The sequence below is a fragment of the Candidatus Pelagibacter ubique HTCC8051 genome (assembly GCF_000472605.1).
Lineage (GTDB): Bacteria > Pseudomonadota > Alphaproteobacteria > Pelagibacterales > Pelagibacteraceae > Pelagibacter > Pelagibacter communis_B.
The window spans coordinates 45,907-63,191 of the sequence record NZ_KI421440.1; the positions used below are offsets into that span (position 1 = coordinate 45,907).

A 17,285-nucleotide genomic window follows, 5' to 3' on the forward strand; every position below is an offset into this window, starting at 1 on the left:
TCTATAAGAATTAGTAAAATCACTGATTTAAGATTTTTAGATGCATAATTCATGATTAAAAAAGAAAATTTAGACAAAACAAGTGCTTGGCCTTTTGTTGAAGCAAAAAAATTACTTAGAGAGAGAAAATCTTTCATTGAGAAGAAAGGTAAAATTACACTTCAAACAGGTTATGGTCCTAGTGGACTTCCACATATAGGAACTTTTGGAGAGGTTGCAAGAACATCAATGATGGTAAATGCCCTTAAACAATTATCTGATTTTCCAACTGAAATAATAACATTTTCTGACGATATGGATGGTTTACGAAAAGTACCTGATAATATCCCAAATCAAGAATTATTGAAAAATAATCTTCATAAGCCATTAACGCAAGTTCCTGATCCGTTTGAAAAATTTGAAAGTTTTGGTGAGCATAATAATGAAATGTTAAAAAATTTTTTAGATAGTTTTAAATTTGATTATAATTTTCAAAGTTCTACGTCACTTTATAAAAGTGGATTTTTTAATCCAACACTTAAAATTATTTTAGAAAATTACGAAGGGATTATGAATATTATAATTCCCACATTAGGTAAAGAGCGTCAGCAAACATACAGTCCTTTTTTGCCTATTTGCCCTGAGACCGGACATGTTTTAGAAATTCCTGTTATTGAAATTGATAAAGAAAAATCTAAAATTATTTTTGAAAATAAAGGAAAAAAATTAGAGGCAAATATTTTAGATGGAAATTGTAAATTACAATGGAAAGTTGATTGGGCAATGAGGTGGTATGCTTTAGATGTTGATTTTGAGATGTATGGAAAAGATTTGATAGAAAGTGCAATTTTATCTACAAAAATAATAAATTTATTAGGAAAGAAAAACCCGTCTGGCTTTGCTTATGAGCTATTTTTAGATGATAAGGGTGAAAAAATTTCAAAATCAAAAGGTAATGGTATTACAATTGATCAATGGCTGGAATATGCTTCACCAGAAAGTTTATCTTTGTATATGTATCAAAATCCAAAAAGAGCAAAAAAACTATACAAAGAAATAGTTCCTAAGGCTGTTGATGAGTATTTAGACTGTATTGAAAAGTCAAAAAAACAAAATGAACTTCAATTATTAATGAATCCCGTTTGGCATGTCCACAATGGAAATATTCCAAAAGAAGAGATGATTATGACATTTTCAATGTTGTTGAATTTAGTCGAAACGAGCAATGCTGACAGTAAGGACTTGTTATGGAAGTTTGTTAAAAAATATAAATCAGATATTTCTGAAACAAATTTTCCAATTTTTGATGGGTTAGTTGGTTATGCAATAAAATATTTTAATGACGTAATTAAAGCTCAGAAAAAATATAAAACACCAAATCAATCAGAAAAATTAGCCCTTGAAGCTTTGATTAAAACTCTTGAAAAATGCACAGATGAAATGTCTCCAGAAGATATTCAAACATTGATTTATTCAACTGGAAAAGAAAATGGTTATGCAGACAACCTAAGAGATTGGTTTAAATTGATATATGAAGTAGTTTTTGGAGATGAAAATGGGCCTCGAATGGGATTTTTTATAAGCTTTTTTGGTGTAAAAGAAACAACAGAGCTGTTAATGAATAAATTAAAATAATGTTTTCTAAAATAAGACCTTTAATATTTAAAGTAGATCCAGAAAAAGCACACACTCTAGCAATTAAGTCATTAAAATTTAATTTAATTCCAAACGTATTTGATGAAAATAAAAATGATCCTATTTTTCAAACAACAATTTTTGAAAAAGATTTAGATAACCCGATCGGAATGGCAGCTGGTTTTGATAAAAATGCCGAGGTATATAATCCATTATTTAAATTAGGATTTGGGTTTGTTGAAGTTGGAACAATTACCCCTTTAAAACAATATGGCAATCCTAAGCCAAGAGTGTTTAGATTGGTAGAGGACGAAGCGTTGATTAATAGACTAGGTTTTAATAATCATGGTGCTGAAATCGTAAAAGAACGTATTAAGCGAAACAAAAAATTAGGATTATTAGGTATTAATATTGGTCCAAATAAGGACTCTAGTAATAGATTAAATGATTATCTAATTGGATTAAAAAAATTTTATGATGAAGCTGATTATATCACAATTAATATTTCATCACCGAACACTGAAAATTTAAGAACATTTCATGAAGGCAATAAATTACAAGACTTGCTCAAATCTATTATGACAGAAAGAAAAAATTTAAAATCAAATGTTCCTATTGCTGTTAAAGTTTCACCAGACATCAGTGAAGATCAGGTGAGTCAAATTACTGAAATTCTTTTAGAACATGAAATAAAAGCAATAATTGTTTCAAACACTTCAGAAGCCACAAGAGATAAACTTAGCAATATTCAAAGACATCAAAAAGGAGGTTTGTCGGGAAAACCAATTGAGGAAAAATCAAATCTTTTGATAAATAAATTTTACAAATTATTAAAAGGTAAAATTAAAATAATAGGTGTTGGTGGAGTTGACTCAGGTCAATCTGCTTATGATAAATTTATAGCTGGAGCAGATTTTATTCAGCTCTATACAGGAATGGTTTTCAATGGCCCAAATATTGCTGGAATTATTAAAAAGGACCTAAAAGAATTATTAATTAGAGATGGTGTTAAAAATTATACTGAAATCGTAGGAAATAAAACTCTATCTTAAATGTATTAAACTTGACGCTTTACGCATCTCCCCTTATATAGGCACTATTATTATGTCAAAAAAATGTGAATTAACCGGCAAAATCCCAATGAAGGGTCATAATGTAAGTCATGCTAACAACAAGACTAAAAGAAGATTTTTACCAAATCTAAAAAAAGTAAAATTCACAAGTGAATTAATGAAGAGAAGCCTTAAATTAACAGTGAGTAATTCTGGTGTTAGATCTGTTGATAAAAAAGGTAGCTTTGATGAATTTCTTAAAGCTGTTAAAAATAAAAATTTATCACCTAGATTAAAGAAATTAAAAAAAAGTATACTTATAAAATCTCCATTTAAGAAAAAGCCTGCAGCTAAATCTGCTTAATGAACAAACTATTTATTACTCTATCAATTTTGATGGGAGTAGTTGTTTTATCATCTAATTATCTCGTACAATTTCCAATAAATTATTATGGCTTAAGTGAAATTCTTACTTACGGAGCCTTTAGTTATCCTGTAGCTTTTTTAATCACAGATTTAGCAAATAGATTTTATGGTAAATTTGTAGCGAAAAAAATCGTATATATAGGATTTTTTATAGGAATAATCTTTACTCTTTTATTCTCAACTGATTTTGCAGATTTAATCTCAATAAGAATAGCAATTGGATCTGGAGTTGCTTTTATCACAGCACAACTACTAGATATTCAAATTTTTGATCGTTTAAGAAAAAAGGAATGGTTTATAGCGCCTTTAACTTCATCTTTTATTGGTTCAACAGTTGATACTTTTTTATTTTTTTCAATATCATTTTATGCAACAGGAGTTCCTTGGATAACATTATCATTAGGTGATTTAGCAGTAAAATTTTTTGTATCTTTACTAATGTTGATACCTTTTAAAATTTTACTTAAAATTAGTAAACCTATTTAATTTAGTACAAAAACTTATAAGATAAAATTTTGTAAGCTAACTTTGCTACGAGAAAGTTGTAAGAATTAAAACCTTTTATTGGAGACAATTCATTAATATCAGCACCAACAATTTTTGAATTTTTCGCTGCAATTCTAATAATATTTAAAGTTTCATCCCACAATAATCCACCTGGTTCAGGGGTTCCAGTTGCAGGCATAATACTCGAGTCTAAGCCATCAACATCAAATGTAAGATAAACTGTTTTATTCTTTATTAATTTCTTAAATTTATTTAAATTCCATTTACTCTTATCTTTCGCCCAAAAAATATTAATTCTTGATGAGTTTTTCTTTAAAAATGGAATCTCACTTTCAGAAATATTTCTTATACCAAAAGAAATTAATGAAACATTTGGGAAATCCAAACATCTTTTTATTGCTGAAGCATGTGAAAATTTTTCTCCATTATAGCTTTCTCGAAGATCAGCATGAGCATCAAAGTGTAGAAGACAAATATCTTTGTATTTTTTTACAAAGGGAGCAATGCATCCTGGAGTAATTGAGTGCTCACCACCAAAGGTCATGGGAAAAAGTTTTTTATCTAAAATTTCCTTATTAATTTTAGACATTTTGGAAAGAGCCTTTCTAATATCTTTATCTATCTTAAAAGGTCTTAAAGTTTTGATACCTATTTTTTTGTATGGTTCACAGTTTAATTCTTCATCGTATAGCTCTACTTGATGAGAGGCTTTAATAATTTCCTTGGGTCCATTTTTAGTTCCCCCACCATAACTGACAGTTTTTTCAAGTCCAAAAGGTACTACCACAACTTTTTCTTTGAAATCAACTTTATTGTCAATCCCAAGAAATCCATTTTTATTTGAAAGATATTTCAATTTTTACTCAAAAATTTTTGTGAAGTTTTTTCTATCTCTATTTTTCCACTCACCTTTATGATAAGCATCACTTGCGATCAAAGGTAATACACTTGTTGCTTCTGCAAATACCATCTGTTCTTTTGTTATATCAACTTTACCCCAAGAGCTTGCTTCCTTTAAAGTTGAGCTACTACAAGCGCCATCTCTTGAGTCAGCCACCGTAATTTGAACTGCATATTTATGCATATCAACTTCTTTACCTAATAATTCAGCACAAATCACAGTGTCTTGTATAAAATTTTTTGGCACACCTCCACCAATCATAAATAGACCTGACCCTTTAGATTTAATTTTAATTTCTGTTAGTTCTCTAAATTCCCTTACAGAGTCTATAGTCATGTGTTGTTTTGGATTTTTTTCTTGATGAATTACTAAACCGAAACCAGCACTAGAATCTGTAAATGCTGGACAAAAAATTGGTACATTGTTATCAAATGCTGTTTCAATTAAAGAGTCTTTCTTTTTTGAATTTTTCTTTAAATATTTTCCCATTTCATAAATAAATTCTCTAGATGTATAACTTCTTGGTTCTAAACTATCAGCAATATCGCAAATAATTTTATCACACATTTGAAGCTCTTCTTCATCAATGTAAGTATCATATATTCTGTCTATATAATTATTTCTAAGTTCAGTATCATCTTGAAATTGTGAACCTTGATAATGTTTAAATCCAAGTGCTTCAAAAAAATCCATATCAACTATAGAAGCTCCAGTTGCAACAATTGCATCTACCATATTGTATTTGACTAAATCTTTATAAATATTCATGCATCCAGCAGCTGATGTTGATCCAGCTAGAGTTAAAAATATTGTACAATCTTTATCTTTTAACATGTCGTTATAAATATTTGCAGCATTAGCTGTTTCTCTTGAAACAAAGGACATTTTTTCCATTGAAGAGATTATTTTTCGAGAGTCGAAGGATGTGATATCGATATGTTCAACAGGATTTTTTAAGAAGTCTTTTTTACTATTATGAGCTGTGTTTTTATGATCTGACATTAAGCAACCAAAGTAGCTTTGTTAACGTCTTTTTCGTACATTGTCATGATTGGTTTATCTTCAACTTCAAATATTTCATCCGAGTAATAGCCATTAAATTGAGTTCTAAATGTTAAACCATAAGCACCTAGTTGGCCAAGCTCAATATAATCATTTTCCATAATATTATTAGGTAGAAGAAAAGGACCTTTCATATAATCCATGCTATCGCATGTTGGTCCAAAAAAATCGAAAGCAGTTAATTTTTTTGATATTATTTTATTTGTATTGTCTTTAAGCATTTTTGATGGAAAAACTATATTAGGTGTTCCTGCATCAAACAGAGTTCCGTAAGTACCATCATTAATATAAAGTTTTTGTTTTTTTCTTAGATTTACTCTTACAATTGTAGAGCCACTTTCTGCCACTAATGCTCTTCCTGGTTCACAAATAATTTCAGGTAACTTCTCAAGCTTTAAGTTTTCAAATCCTTTTTTTATTTCATTAAAATAGCTGTCCATAGATTGAGGTATTAAGTCAGGATAAATTGTTGGGAATCCTCCACCAACATTAATGTAATCAGGTAATATTTTTGTTTTTTTAATTATATTTCCAATTTCATTAATTCCTTTTGAGTATGAAATTGGATGCATGCATTGTGAACCAACATGAAAACTTAGTCCAATTTTTTTAGCATGTTGTTTCACCAGTCTTAATAATCCTGCTGCCTCTGAGTTTAATGCGCCAAATTTTTTTGATAAATCGATTTCGGCATGCTCGTTAGAAACAGCAACTCTTACAAATAATTCTAAATCTTTTGCTTTATTTGTGCTTTCAATTATTTTTATCAATTCATCCTTTGTATCTAGTGAGAATGTTTTAACTCCAAAATTAAAATAAGCCTCTTTAATACTTTCTCTACTTTTAACTGTGTGCATGTAAGAACATTTTGCTGTTTTGCTAAAATTTCTGATACTTTTAATTTCTTCTATGGAAGCAACATCAAATTGTTCTACACCACTATCTATAATTGTTTGAATTACAGCAGGATGTGGATTTGTTTTAACAGCATATAAGATTTTGCCAGGAAAATTTTTGTTGAAATATTTAACTGCAGATCGAATAGAATTCTTTCTTATACAATAAATCGGTTTTTCAGGTTTCAGTTGATTTATAATTTGTTCAACTGATTTAAATTTTTGCATTAGAAATGCCTCCAAAAAAAATTTAATAAAAAAAAGCTTTTTATTGCTAAAAAACTTTAAAATTTCTTCCTATTAAGCCCATAGATTAATAAAGTAAAGCAAATAATAGGTATTGAATTATATGAACTAATCACCATATTGTACTTATGAAAGAACAAGTAATCCTTAAAAATATTAACGATTTTGAGAACAAATCTCTACTTATAGTTGATGACGATAATCCATTTAGAGAAAGATTGGCTAGAGCGATGGAAAAAAAAGGTTTCGAAGTTACTCAAGCAGAGAGTGTGAAAAAAGGTGTAGAGACTGTTAAAGCAATGAAACCTGGATTTGCAGTGGTAGATCTAAGACTTGGAGATGGTAACGGACTAGAGGTTGTAAAAGAAATTCAAACTACAAATAGTGAGAGTAGAATAATTATGTTAACAGGTTATGGAAACATTCCAACTGCTGTTGCGGCTATTAAAGAAGGTGCTATAGATTACCTTGCTAAACCTGCTGACGCAGAAGATGTTGAAAAAGCTTTACTTGCAGATCCTGCAAAAAAAGCAGCTCCTCCAGAAAATCCAATGTCTGCAGATAGAGTGAAATGGGAGCATATCCATAGAGTATTTGAGCTATGTAATAGAAATGTTTCAGAAACTGCAAGAAGATTGAAAATGCACAGAAGAACTCTTCAAAGAATCCTTTCTAAAAGATCACCTAGATAATATTTCTAATTTTTAAAATTTGTTTCGTTAACAAGGCTAAAAGCACAACTTTAAAAACTTCTGCTAATAGAAATGGTTGTGCACCTAAAGCTATAATTGGTTTATCCCACCCAATAAGAGTTCCTAACCACAATAATCCTAATATATAAATAGTTGAGGTTGCTACTATAAGTTTAACTAAAACCATTAAAAAATTATTTTTATTACTAATTTTAGCAGCTAAATATCCTGCTGTTAAAAAACCTATCAAATAACCCATAGTTGGACCTGTAAAGTAAACTAACCCAACACCTTTTTCAGGAGAATTTGAAAAAACAGGTAAACCTAAAATTCCCTCAAACAAATATAAACCTATACTTGCAAGACCTATTTTATATCCAAGACTAATACCTAAAAACAAAACTACAAATGTTTGCATTGTCATTGGAACTGGATAAAAAGGTATTTTTATTTTAGCTGATATAGTTAGTGCAATTGATCCAAGTATTATTGCTAGAGCTGATTTTATTAATTTTGTGTGTAATATATTTTTAGTCAGCTCCATAACTAAATCATACTATCAAAGTTATAAATAATCTAGGTATAATTAAAGAACTTAAAAAAATAAATTTTTTTATATACAGATTTTAATACGACTGTAATATTTAATGATATTTTAATGGATAAAATTAAAAAAACAGATCATTTTTACCTAATTGATGGCTCAGGATATATTTTTAGAGCTTATTATGCACTACCACCGTTAACTAGAAAGAGTGATGGATTACCAACAGGAGCAGTAAGTGGATTTTGTAGTATGCTATTTAAGTTACTAGAAGATTCAAAGTCAGATCAAAATTTACAAAAACCAACTCATTTTGCAGTAATTTTTGACTCAGCAAGAAAGACATTTAGAAATGATATTTACAGTGACTATAAGGCCAATCGTTCAGAAGCACCTGATGACTTAGCTCCTCAATTTGATTATATCAGAAAGTCAGTACTAGCTTTTAATTTACCATCAGTTGATTTACCTAATTATGAAGCAGATGATTTAATTGCTACTTATGTCGAAAAAATATTAAAGATAGGTGCTAAAGTTACAATTGTTTCATCAGATAAGGATCTGATGCAATTGTATGAAAAAGGGGTTCGTATATTTGACCCTATGAAAAATAAATTCATTTCAGAAGAAGATATTATTACAAAGTTTGGAGTTGACGCTTCAAAAGTGATTGATGTTCAATCTTTAGCAGGAGATAGTAGCGATAATGTTCCTGGAGTTCCAGGTATAGGAGTTAAAACAGCTGCAGAACTAATTAATAAATATGGAACTTTAGAAAAGCTTTTAAAGTCAGCAGGTGAAATTAAACAAAACAAAAGAAGAGAAACGTTAATTGAAAATAAAGATAAAGCATTGATTAGTAAACAGCTTGTGACTTTAATGAAAGATGCTCCAACCAATAGAGAATTGGGAGAGTTTAAACTAAAAGAAATAGATAAAGATAAACTTTATGCATTTTTAAGAGAAATGGAATTTAATCGGCTTTTGAGTTCCGTCATTTCTGCATACGGGGAACCAAAATTATTAAATAAGCAAAGTGAAAAAGAAGCTCTAGTTAAGCAACAAGCAATCAACAGTAAGAATTATTATTTAATTAAAAATCCTGATGAAATAGATGAATGGATAAAAGAGGCTGAAGAAGTAGGAGAGATTGCTGTAGACACAGAAACAAATTCTCTAGATCCACATCAGGCAGACTTAGTGGGTGTTTCCCTGTGTTCAAAAATTGGAAAAGCTTGTTATATACCAATAGGGCATAAATCATCAAAATGTATTGATAAAAATATTGTCATAAAAAAAATAAAACCTTTGTTAGAGGATCCAAGTGTTAAAAAGATTGGTCAAAATATTAAATTTGATTTTATAGTTTTGTACAGACAAGGCATAACAATTTCATCAATGGAAGATACAATGCTTATGTCATATGTGTTGGATGCAGGAAAAAATAGACACAATATGGATACTCTATCAGAAATTCACTTAGGTCATAAAACAATCTCTTTTAAAGAAATTGTCGGAACAGGAAAGAAAGAGATAAATTTTAGTGATGTAGAGATTGATAAAGCTAAAGATTATGCTGCTGAAGACGCAGATATTACTTTTAGGTTATACAAAAAATTTATAAAAAATTTAAAGCTAGAAAAAATGATTAATATTTATGAAATATTCGAAAAACCATTAATTAAGATACTTGCTTTTATGGAAATGGAAGGAATTGAAGTTGATAGTAAATTTTTAAAATCACTATCTTTAAAATTTGAAAAAAAAATAAATAACTTAGAAAAAAAAGTTTTTAAAATTTCAAAAAAAAAATTTAATATTGCCTCTCCAAAGCAACTAGGTGAGATAATTTATAATGAACTTAAGATAGCAGGTCTAAAAAAGACTAAAAAAGGAAGCTTTGCTACAAGCGCAAGTGTTTTAGAAGATTTAGCTTTTAAAGGGCACGAATTTCCACAATTAATTCTAGACTGGAGGCAAGTGTCAAAACTTAAAAATACTTACTCAGATTCTTTGCCAGAACACATTAATTCATCAACAAAAAGAGTGCACACCTCATTTTTGCTGGCAGCTACTACAACTGGCAGATTAGCATCTAGTGATCCGAATTTACAAAATATTCCAATAAAATCAGAGGATGGAAAAGATATAAGAAAAGCTTTTGCTGCAAAAAAAGATCATTTATTAATTTCAGCAGATTATAATCAAATTGAGATGAGAATTTTAGCAGATCTTGCAGGTGTTAAAGAGCTTAAGAAAGCCTTTAAAAATAATGAGGATATTCATTCTTTAACAGCTAGTCAGATTTTTAATATTGATATTAGCAAAGTAAATCAAGATCATCGAAGAAAAGCTAAAGCAATTAATTTTGGAATTATTTATGGAATTTCACAGTACGGTTTAGCAAAACAGATTAATGTTTCAAATTATGAAGCTGAAGAATTTCTAGACGCATACTTTGCAAAATTTCCTGAAATAAAGGTTTATATGGATAGTACAATTAAGTTTTGTAGAAAAAGTGGTTACGTTAATAACATTTTTGGTAGAAGATCTCATTTCAATGGAATTAATGATAAAAATTTTAATGTTAGAAATTTTCAAGAGCGAGCTGCAATTAATGCTCCTATACAAGGGTCTGCGTCAGAAATTATGCGTTTGGCTATGATTAGATTAGATAAAAAATTATTAGAACAAAAAAATAATAAATCTAAAATGCTTTTACAAATTCATGATGAATTAATATTTGAGGTACCAAAAAAAGATGAAAAAAGTATGGTCAAATTAATAAAAGAAGAAATGACTAGTGTTGCTCAAAGTGACTATCATTCATTTTCAACCCCATTAACTGTTGATGTTAATGTTGGTGATAATTGGGGAATGCTTCATTAATTTAATTTAATTGCCCAATTTAGAACAATTTAGTATTTTTATATAAGAAATGCACAAACAAACTATAGCTTTAATAGATGATGATAGAAATATTCTAACGAGCTTGAGTATTGCTTTAGAGAAAGAAGGCTTTAAAGTTCAAACTTATATTGATGGTGAAAGTGCATTAATTGGTCTAACTAGAATGCCTCCTGATCTGGCAGTGGTTGATATAAAAATGCCTAAAATGGATGGTGAGGAGTTACTCAAAAAACTTAGAAAAAAAACTTCATTACCAGTAATTTTTTTGACATCTAAAGATGATGAGATTGACGAATTGTTAGGATTGAAACTAGGAGCCGATGATTTTGTAAAAAAATCTGGAGGTTTTTCAATTAAAGTATTGATTGAAAGAATTAGAGTTCAGCTGAGAAAAAAAGACTCTAATAATATTTTAGAGGAAAATAAAAGTTTAATTTCTCACGGAAGACTAAAACTAGATCCATCCCAACTCGAATGTGAGTGGAATAATAAACAGCTTCCAGATAAACTGACTACAACAGAATTTTTAATTGTTAAAGAGTTGGCAAAAAGACCAGGAATTATTAAAGAACGAGCTCAATTAATGGATATTGCTTATAGAGAAGATACTGATATCGAGGATAGAACTATCGATAGTCATGTTAAAAGAATTCGTAAAAAATTTAAAAAAGTGGACCCTGATTTTTCAGCTATTGAAACTAGATATGGTAGTGGATATAGATGGAATGTTAGCTAATGTTTAGTAAATACTTAAAAAGTCTATCTATATTAAAAAAATTTTTATTTATAAATTTTATAATCTTTACAATTATTAGCTTATACACTTTTGTTTATCTAAATAATGTTCAACCCAATCTAATTAAAAAGAAATCAGCAAAACATTTAAATGTAATAGATAATACAATTATTACTCTTATAAGATTGGATGTTAAATTTGATGTTGATGATATTAGAAAGTTTTTATTTTCAACTAGATTCATTTTTCAAAACTTGGATAGAGTAATATTTTTTGATAATGATTTTAATATTGTAGGTGATACAGATACTTTAGATCTTGATCCAAGATCTTTTTCCACAAGATTAAATGAAATTGAATTTGAAAGTTTAAATGATAATGAAAATACTAAAAAAAGTAAAAATGAAAATATTAATGTAACTGAAAATAAAAATTTATCTTTTAAAGATATTTTGAAAAAATATATAAATTCTAATGCTTACGGAAATTCATATACATTCATACAGGAAGGTTTTAATCAATTTAGATTAATTACAATAAAAAATGTAATTAAAGATAATTCAAATATTGGATACATTGCTATTACAGAAAATGCTAATGATATAAAAATAGCCACTGATGAGAGGAAAGCTTTTGTTTTAAGAACTGCAATTGCAGTTGGTTTTGTGATTTTAATCTTCTCTTTTGTTTTGAGCAGATATTTTATTAAACCAATTCAAAATCTTGTAAGCTATACAAAAGTTATTAAAGATAAAAGTCAAATCAAAACAAATATTGAGAGTTTAAAAAGTCGTAATGATGAATTGGGACTTTTATCAAATTCACTGGACGATATGACAATTGAACTTCAAAAAAGAGTTGCTCATGCTGAGAATTTTTCTACAGATCTAGTTCATGAAATAAGAAACCCTTTGGCATCTCTTAAAAGTGCTTCAGAGATACTTCAAGATTCTAATAATTCAGAGCAAAGATTGAAATTACTAAATATTCTTAGCCATGATGTTTTGAGAATTGAAAGACTAATAACTGATTATTCTCAGATGCTAAAAGATGAAGTGGCTCTTAGCAAAGAAGAAATGAAAAAAATCAATATAGAGTCAATTATTCAATCTGTTGTCGAAGATTATAATAATATCCAAGAGGTTAAAAAAAATATCAAAATCAATTATGAAAATGACGGTAATAAAAAATATATTATTAATGGTATTGAGAACAGAATTGAACAAATAATTGCCAACCTATTAGATAATTCAATTTCATTTTGTAAAGAAGGTGGAAATATTGGTGTTAATATATCAAATACTGTAGATAAAAAAATTTTGGTAAAGATTGTTGATGATGGACAAGGATTTAAAGAGAAAGATACTTCAAAAATATTCAAAAGGTTTTATAGCAATAGACCTGATAAATTTGGAGAGCACTCAGGTCTTGGATTAAATATTGTGAAAAATTTAGTTGATCTTCATGATGGTGAAATTATAGCATCAAATCGATTAGATAGAGATGGTGCAATTATAGAAATAAGATTTCCAAACGTCCAATCATAATAGCTTGATTTGTCCTTCGTTAACTGTATAAGACTTTTTCATGGAAGATTATAAAGTCAAAGATATATCATCAGCTGAATTTGGTAGAAAAGAGATTTCGATAGCTGAAAGTGAAATGCCAGGATTAATGGCATTAAGAGAAGAGTACTCAGACACCAAACCTTTAAAAGGTGCAAGAATTATTGGTTGTTTGCATATGACTATTCAAACAGCCGTATTAATAGAAACATTGGTTGCTTTAGGTGCTGAGGTTAGATGGTCTTCATGCAACATATTTTCAACTCAGGATCATGCAGCTGCTGCAATCGCAAAAGCTGGAATACCTGTTTATGCATGGAAAGGTGAGACAGAGGAAGAATATCTTTGGTGCATTAAACAAACGATTGTTGGAAAACCTGATTGGAAGCCAAATATGCTTTTAGATGATGGCGGTGATTTAACTGCAATTATGCATAATGAATATAAAGATTTAATGGAAGATATAAAAGGAGTTTCAGAAGAAACTACTACTGGAATAAAAGCTTTAAATAAGATGGAAAAAGATAGCTCTCTTTTAGTGCCTGCAATTAACGTTAATGACTCTGTTACTAAATCAAAATTTGATAATTTATATGGTTGTAGAGAAAGTTTAGTTGACGGAATTAGAAGAGCAACAGATGTAATGATGTCAGGAAAAATTGCAATTGTAGCTGGCTTTGGAGATGTAGGTAAAGGAAGCGCAGCATCACTAAGACAAAGTGGGGCAAGAGTTTTAGTTACTGAAGCAGATCCAATATGCGCGTTACAAGCTGCAATGGAGGGATATGAAGTTGTTTTAATGGAAGAAGCTATTAGTAGAGCTGATATCGTTGTAACAGCTACGGGCAACAAAGATATTGTCACTGCCGATCATATGAGAGATATGAAAGATAGAGCAATTTTATGTAATATAGGTCACTTTGATAATGAAATTCAAGTTGATGCTCTTAAAAATTACAAATGGAGTGAAGTTAAACCACAAGTTCATGAAATAGAATTGCCAAGTAAAAAAAGAATTATTCTACTAGCAGAGGGAAGATTGGTTAATTTAGGTTGCGCAACTGGACATCCAAGTTTTGTTATGAGTGCTTCATTTACAAATCAAGTAATTGCACAAATTGAGCTTTGGAATAATTATAAAAATTATGAAAATAAAGTTTATGTACTTCCTAAACATCTTGATGAAAAAGTGGCAACTCTTCATTTAAAAAAAGTTGGTGCTAAACTTACTAAATTATCCAAAGAACAAGCAGATTATATAAGTGTTGGGACTGAAGGTCCATTCAAACCAAATGCCTATCGCTATTAAAAATAGCATAATAGATATATCCTCGGAAGAGACGACTAAAGAATTAGCTAAGAATTTTTCTAATTATTTAACAGGGGATGAGGTAATTTTTTTATATGGAGAAATGGGGGTGGGTAAGACTACTTTTGTAAAATATTTGATCAATCAATTTCAAATAAAAAAAAAATTACAAACTACAGAGATAACAAGTCCAACGTTTAACTTACTTAATGAGTATGAGGTAAATAATTTGGTGATTAAACACTATGATTTATTTAGATTAAAAGATGAGTCTGAAATTAAAAATTTAGATCTTTTCGATAAAAATGAAAATACAATAACACTCATTGAATGGCCTGAATTAATTAACAAAGCAAACTTTAAGAAAACTATAGATTTAATATTTAACTATGAAAATGAATTAAATAATAGATCTGTTAAAATTGATGGTTTAGATTAATTCTTAAATATGAAACTTTCAAAAGATTTTAAGGCAATTAAAGGCGATGCATCTTTTAGAAAATTTTATAGAAATATCAAAAAAAATTCAATTATAGTATTTGCAAACAAAGAAAAAATTAAAAATTTATTAATTTATGACTCAATTAATAAAATTTTAATTAAAAATAATATAGTTGCCCCTAAACTATTAAGTCAAAATTATAAAAAGAATTATATTGAAATACAAGATTTGGGAAATGAAACAATTTTTCAAATATTTTCAAAAAATAAAAAAAATGAATATTTTATATTTAAAAAAGTAATTAATATTTTAAATAAAATTCAATTAGTTAAAGACAAAAAAATTAAAGATTTTAGAAACAAATTTTACCTAATTAAATATTATAAAAGTAAGATCATATTAGATGAGGCAAAGTTATTTAGTTATTGGTATGTTAAAAAAAAATTAGATAAAAAAAAAATCAATATATTCAATAGTAAATTTAAAAAAGAAATTAAGCTATTATTATCAAAACTAAATTTTAAAAATGATACTTTTGTTCATAGAGATTTTCATGTTTCAAACTTAATCATAAACTCTAAAAATCAAATTGGATTAATTGATAATCAAGATGCTCTTATTGGAAACAAAGCCTATGATTTAGCGTCTTTAATTGATGATGTGAGATACAAAACATCTAATTCATTAAAAAACAAAGTATTTAAATATTATTTAAACACTAATAAGAAAATTGATGTAAATAAATTTAAAAATGATTTTGATATTTTATCAGTTCTTCGAAATTTGAAAATTATTGGAATATTCATGAGACTGGCAGAAAGAGATAAGAAAAGAAAATATTTAAAGCTTATTCCATATGCTTGGAAGATGATCGATAGTAGGATGCGTAAAAATAAAGACCTAAATAATTTGAAGTTGTTATTAGCACATAATTTTCCTAAATTTATAACTAAATAAAATGAGAATTAATACAGCATTTATTTTATGTGCAGGATTTGGAAAAAGACTAAATCCGCTAACACTAGATATCCCCAAACCTTTGATTAAATTTAACAATATTACTGTGCTTGAAACTTGCATTAATCTAATTGAAAGTTTGGGTATACAACAAATTATTCTCAATACTTTTTATTTAAAAGATCAAATTCATAACTTTATAAATTATAAAAAATTTAAATCAAAAATCATAATTGTTGAAGATGGAGAGAGTATTCTTGATACAGGTGGTGGCATAAGCAATATGATGAAAAATACGAATGAGGATAATGTTTTAATATTTAACCCAGACACAATATGGAAAAAAAATTATTCTGATGAAATTATTAAAATGGAAAAGATGTATTTTTCTAAAAAACTAAAAAATATCCTTTTATTAGTAAAAAAGGAATTAAGTTTTGATAAAAATTTGACTGGTGATTTTGATCTTAAAGAAAATTTAATTCTAAAAAATAATGATAGGAAATTTATTTATACAGGGTGTCAAATTATGAATAAAAAACTTCTGTTTGATTATAAGGATAAAATTTTTTCAATAACAAATGTATGGAATGATCTAATTGAAAAAAAAGAACTGCATGGATTTGAGACCAATACTGAGTTTTATCATTTATCAGATCTTGAAACTTTTAAAAAACTACAAGATCTTTAGCTCTTTCACTATCTAAATATTTGCAATCAGTAATTTTTTTCTTTTCATCTAAATTTATTAATAATGGATTTCCAGTTGGGATCTCTAATTTAGATATTTCATTTTCATCTAATTTAAATAAATATTTACATAATGCTCTAATCGAATTTCCATGTGCAGAAATTAAAAAATTATTATTAGAAATTTCTTTTTCTATTTCTCGTTTATAAAACTCTAATACTCTTTCATAAGTATCTTTAAGAGATTCTGTGTCAGGAATTTTATTTATAGGTATTTCTTTATAGGCATCAATATTAATAGGATGGTAAGGGTTATTTTTATCTAATGGGTCTGGTCGTAAATCCCACGAACGTCTAAATTGATGAACTTTTTCTTCACCAAGTTTAATTTTCATTTCATCTTTATTTAGACCTGTGAGAGCCCCATAATGCCGCTCATTTAATTCCCAGGCTTCTTTTGAAACTTTTATATTCTGCAATACTTGTTTTATTAATTTTAAGGTATTTTTTGCTCTTAATTGAAAAGATGAATAACAAATATCAATATTTATATTCTTTATTTTTATTAGTTCACCAGCTTTTTTAGCCTCTAACTTACCATTTTCAGTTAAATCTACATCTACCCAGCCTGTGAATTTTTTTTCAAGATTCCAAATACTTTGGCCATGTCTTACTAAAACTAAATAACTCATTTGTTTATCTTTTTAGACCAATTTGATAAATAAAACTATTCTTA

General features: G+C 28.0%; 17 protein-coding genes. 12 read left to right on the forward strand and 5 right to left on the reverse strand.

Translation table 11 applies throughout. The features are described from left to right. Positions 1–51: 51 nt before the first annotated feature. Genes F754_RS0100225 through F754_RS0100240 form a run of 4 tightly spaced genes read left to right on the forward strand, consistent with a single transcriptional unit; the run spans position 52 to position 3,578 of the window. On the forward strand, positions 52–1,614 hold the full coding sequence (locus F754_RS0100225) for a lysine--tRNA ligase (RefSeq protein WP_023647905.1): 1,563 nt from the start codon (positions 52–54) through the stop codon (positions 1,612–1,614). After that, complete coding sequence (locus tag F754_RS0100230; protein WP_023647906.1) at positions 1,614–2,666, forward strand: quinone-dependent dihydroorotate dehydrogenase; 1,053 nt, start codon at positions 1,614–1,616, stop codon at positions 2,664–2,666. The genes F754_RS0100225 and F754_RS0100230 overlap by 1 nt, the downstream gene beginning before the upstream one ends. A 52-nt stretch (positions 2,667–2,718) precedes the next feature. After that, positions 2,719–3,030: a 50S ribosomal protein L28 gene (gene rpmB / locus F754_RS0100235; protein ID WP_023647907.1), complete on the forward strand. Its 312-nt coding sequence runs from the start codon at positions 2,719–2,721 to the stop codon at positions 3,028–3,030. After that, positions 3,030–3,578: a queuosine precursor transporter gene (locus tag F754_RS0100240; RefSeq protein WP_023647908.1), complete on the forward strand. Its 549-nt coding sequence runs from the start codon at positions 3,030–3,032 to the stop codon at positions 3,576–3,578. The genes rpmB and F754_RS0100240 overlap by 1 nt, the downstream gene beginning before the upstream one ends. Position 3,579: 1 nt before the next feature. Here the strand turns inward: F754_RS0100240 and speB are convergent, their stop codons facing one another. From speB to F754_RS0100255, 3 genes are read right to left on the reverse strand one after another with little or no spacing between them, the layout of a single operon-like run. Then, on the reverse strand, positions 3,580–4,455 hold the full coding sequence (gene speB, locus F754_RS0100245) for an agmatinase (protein WP_023647909.1): 876 nt from the start codon (positions 4,453–4,455) through the stop codon (positions 3,580–3,582). A gap of 3 nt (positions 4,456–4,458) precedes the next feature. Beyond that, positions 4,459–5,502 (reverse strand): deoxyhypusine synthase, encoded by a 1,044-nt coding sequence (locus F754_RS0100250; protein ID WP_023647910.1) that lies wholly within the window; start codon positions 5,500–5,502, stop codon positions 4,459–4,461. Beyond that, a complete protein-coding gene (locus F754_RS0100255) occupies positions 5,502–6,686 on the reverse strand; it encodes a type III PLP-dependent enzyme (protein ID WP_023647911.1) in 1,185 nt (394 codons plus the stop codon). Before F754_RS0100255 ends, F754_RS0100250 begins: the two co-directional genes overlap by 1 nt. Before the next feature lie 146 nt (positions 6,687–6,832). Between F754_RS0100255 and F754_RS0100260 the strand changes: the two genes are divergently transcribed. Continuing rightward, entirely contained in the window at positions 6,833–7,396 is a 564-nt protein-coding gene (locus F754_RS0100260) for an ActR/PrrA/RegA family redox response regulator transcription factor (RefSeq protein ID WP_023647912.1), read from the forward strand. Here the strand turns inward: F754_RS0100260 and F754_RS0100265 are convergent. After that, on the reverse strand, positions 7,389–7,940 hold the full coding sequence (locus tag F754_RS0100265; RefSeq protein WP_023647913.1) for a BioY family transporter: 552 nt from the start codon (positions 7,938–7,940) through the stop codon (positions 7,389–7,391). The two genes, F754_RS0100260 and F754_RS0100265, sit on opposite strands and share 8 nt — an antisense overlap. Before the next feature lie 114 nt (positions 7,941–8,054). On the opposite strand from F754_RS0100265, the gene polA reads away from it, so the two are divergent. Genes polA through F754_RS0100300 form a run of 7 tightly spaced genes read left to right on the forward strand, consistent with a single transcriptional unit; the run spans position 8,055 to position 16,550 of the window. Next, a complete protein-coding gene (gene polA / locus F754_RS0100270; RefSeq protein WP_023647914.1) occupies positions 8,055–10,829 on the forward strand; it encodes a DNA polymerase I in 2,775 nt (924 codons plus the stop codon). 49 nt (positions 10,830–10,878) lie between these two features. Further along, a complete protein-coding gene (locus F754_RS0100275) occupies positions 10,879–11,586 on the forward strand; it encodes a response regulator transcription factor (RefSeq protein WP_023647915.1) in 708 nt (235 codons plus the stop codon). After that, the gene (locus tag F754_RS0100280; protein ID WP_023647916.1) at positions 11,586–13,133 is read left to right on the forward strand and encodes a HAMP domain-containing histidine kinase; all 1,548 of its coding nucleotides are present in this window, start codon (positions 11,586–11,588) and stop codon (positions 13,131–13,133) included. Before F754_RS0100275 ends, F754_RS0100280 begins: the two co-directional genes overlap by 1 nt. Before the next feature lie 40 nt (positions 13,134–13,173). Continuing rightward, on the forward strand, positions 13,174–14,460 hold the full coding sequence (locus F754_RS0100285) for an adenosylhomocysteinase (protein WP_023647917.1): 1,287 nt from the start codon (positions 13,174–13,176) through the stop codon (positions 14,458–14,460). Then, positions 14,444–14,899: a tRNA (adenosine(37)-N6)-threonylcarbamoyltransferase complex ATPase subunit type 1 TsaE gene (gene tsaE / locus F754_RS0100290; RefSeq protein WP_023647918.1), complete on the forward strand. Its 456-nt coding sequence runs from the start codon at positions 14,444–14,446 to the stop codon at positions 14,897–14,899. Before F754_RS0100285 ends, tsaE begins: the two co-directional genes overlap by 17 nt. A gap of 9 nt (positions 14,900–14,908) precedes the next feature. Further along, a complete protein-coding gene (locus tag F754_RS0100295; protein WP_023647919.1) occupies positions 14,909–15,859 on the forward strand; it encodes a phosphotransferase in 951 nt (316 codons plus the stop codon). A gap of 1 nt (position 15,860) precedes the next feature. After that, positions 15,861–16,550 carry a nucleotidyltransferase family protein gene (locus F754_RS0100300; protein ID WP_023647920.1) on the forward strand — a complete coding sequence of 230 codons (690 nt, stop codon included), beginning with the start codon at positions 15,861–15,863 and terminating at the stop codon, positions 16,548–16,550. On the opposite strand, the gene F754_RS0100305 is transcribed toward F754_RS0100300, so the two are convergent. After that, positions 16,528–17,241 (reverse strand): 2,3-bisphosphoglycerate-dependent phosphoglycerate mutase, encoded by a 714-nt coding sequence (locus tag F754_RS0100305; protein ID WP_023647921.1) that lies wholly within the window; start codon positions 17,239–17,241, stop codon positions 16,528–16,530. The two genes, F754_RS0100300 and F754_RS0100305, sit on opposite strands and share 23 nt — an antisense overlap. Positions 17,242–17,285: the final 44 nt, after the last annotated feature.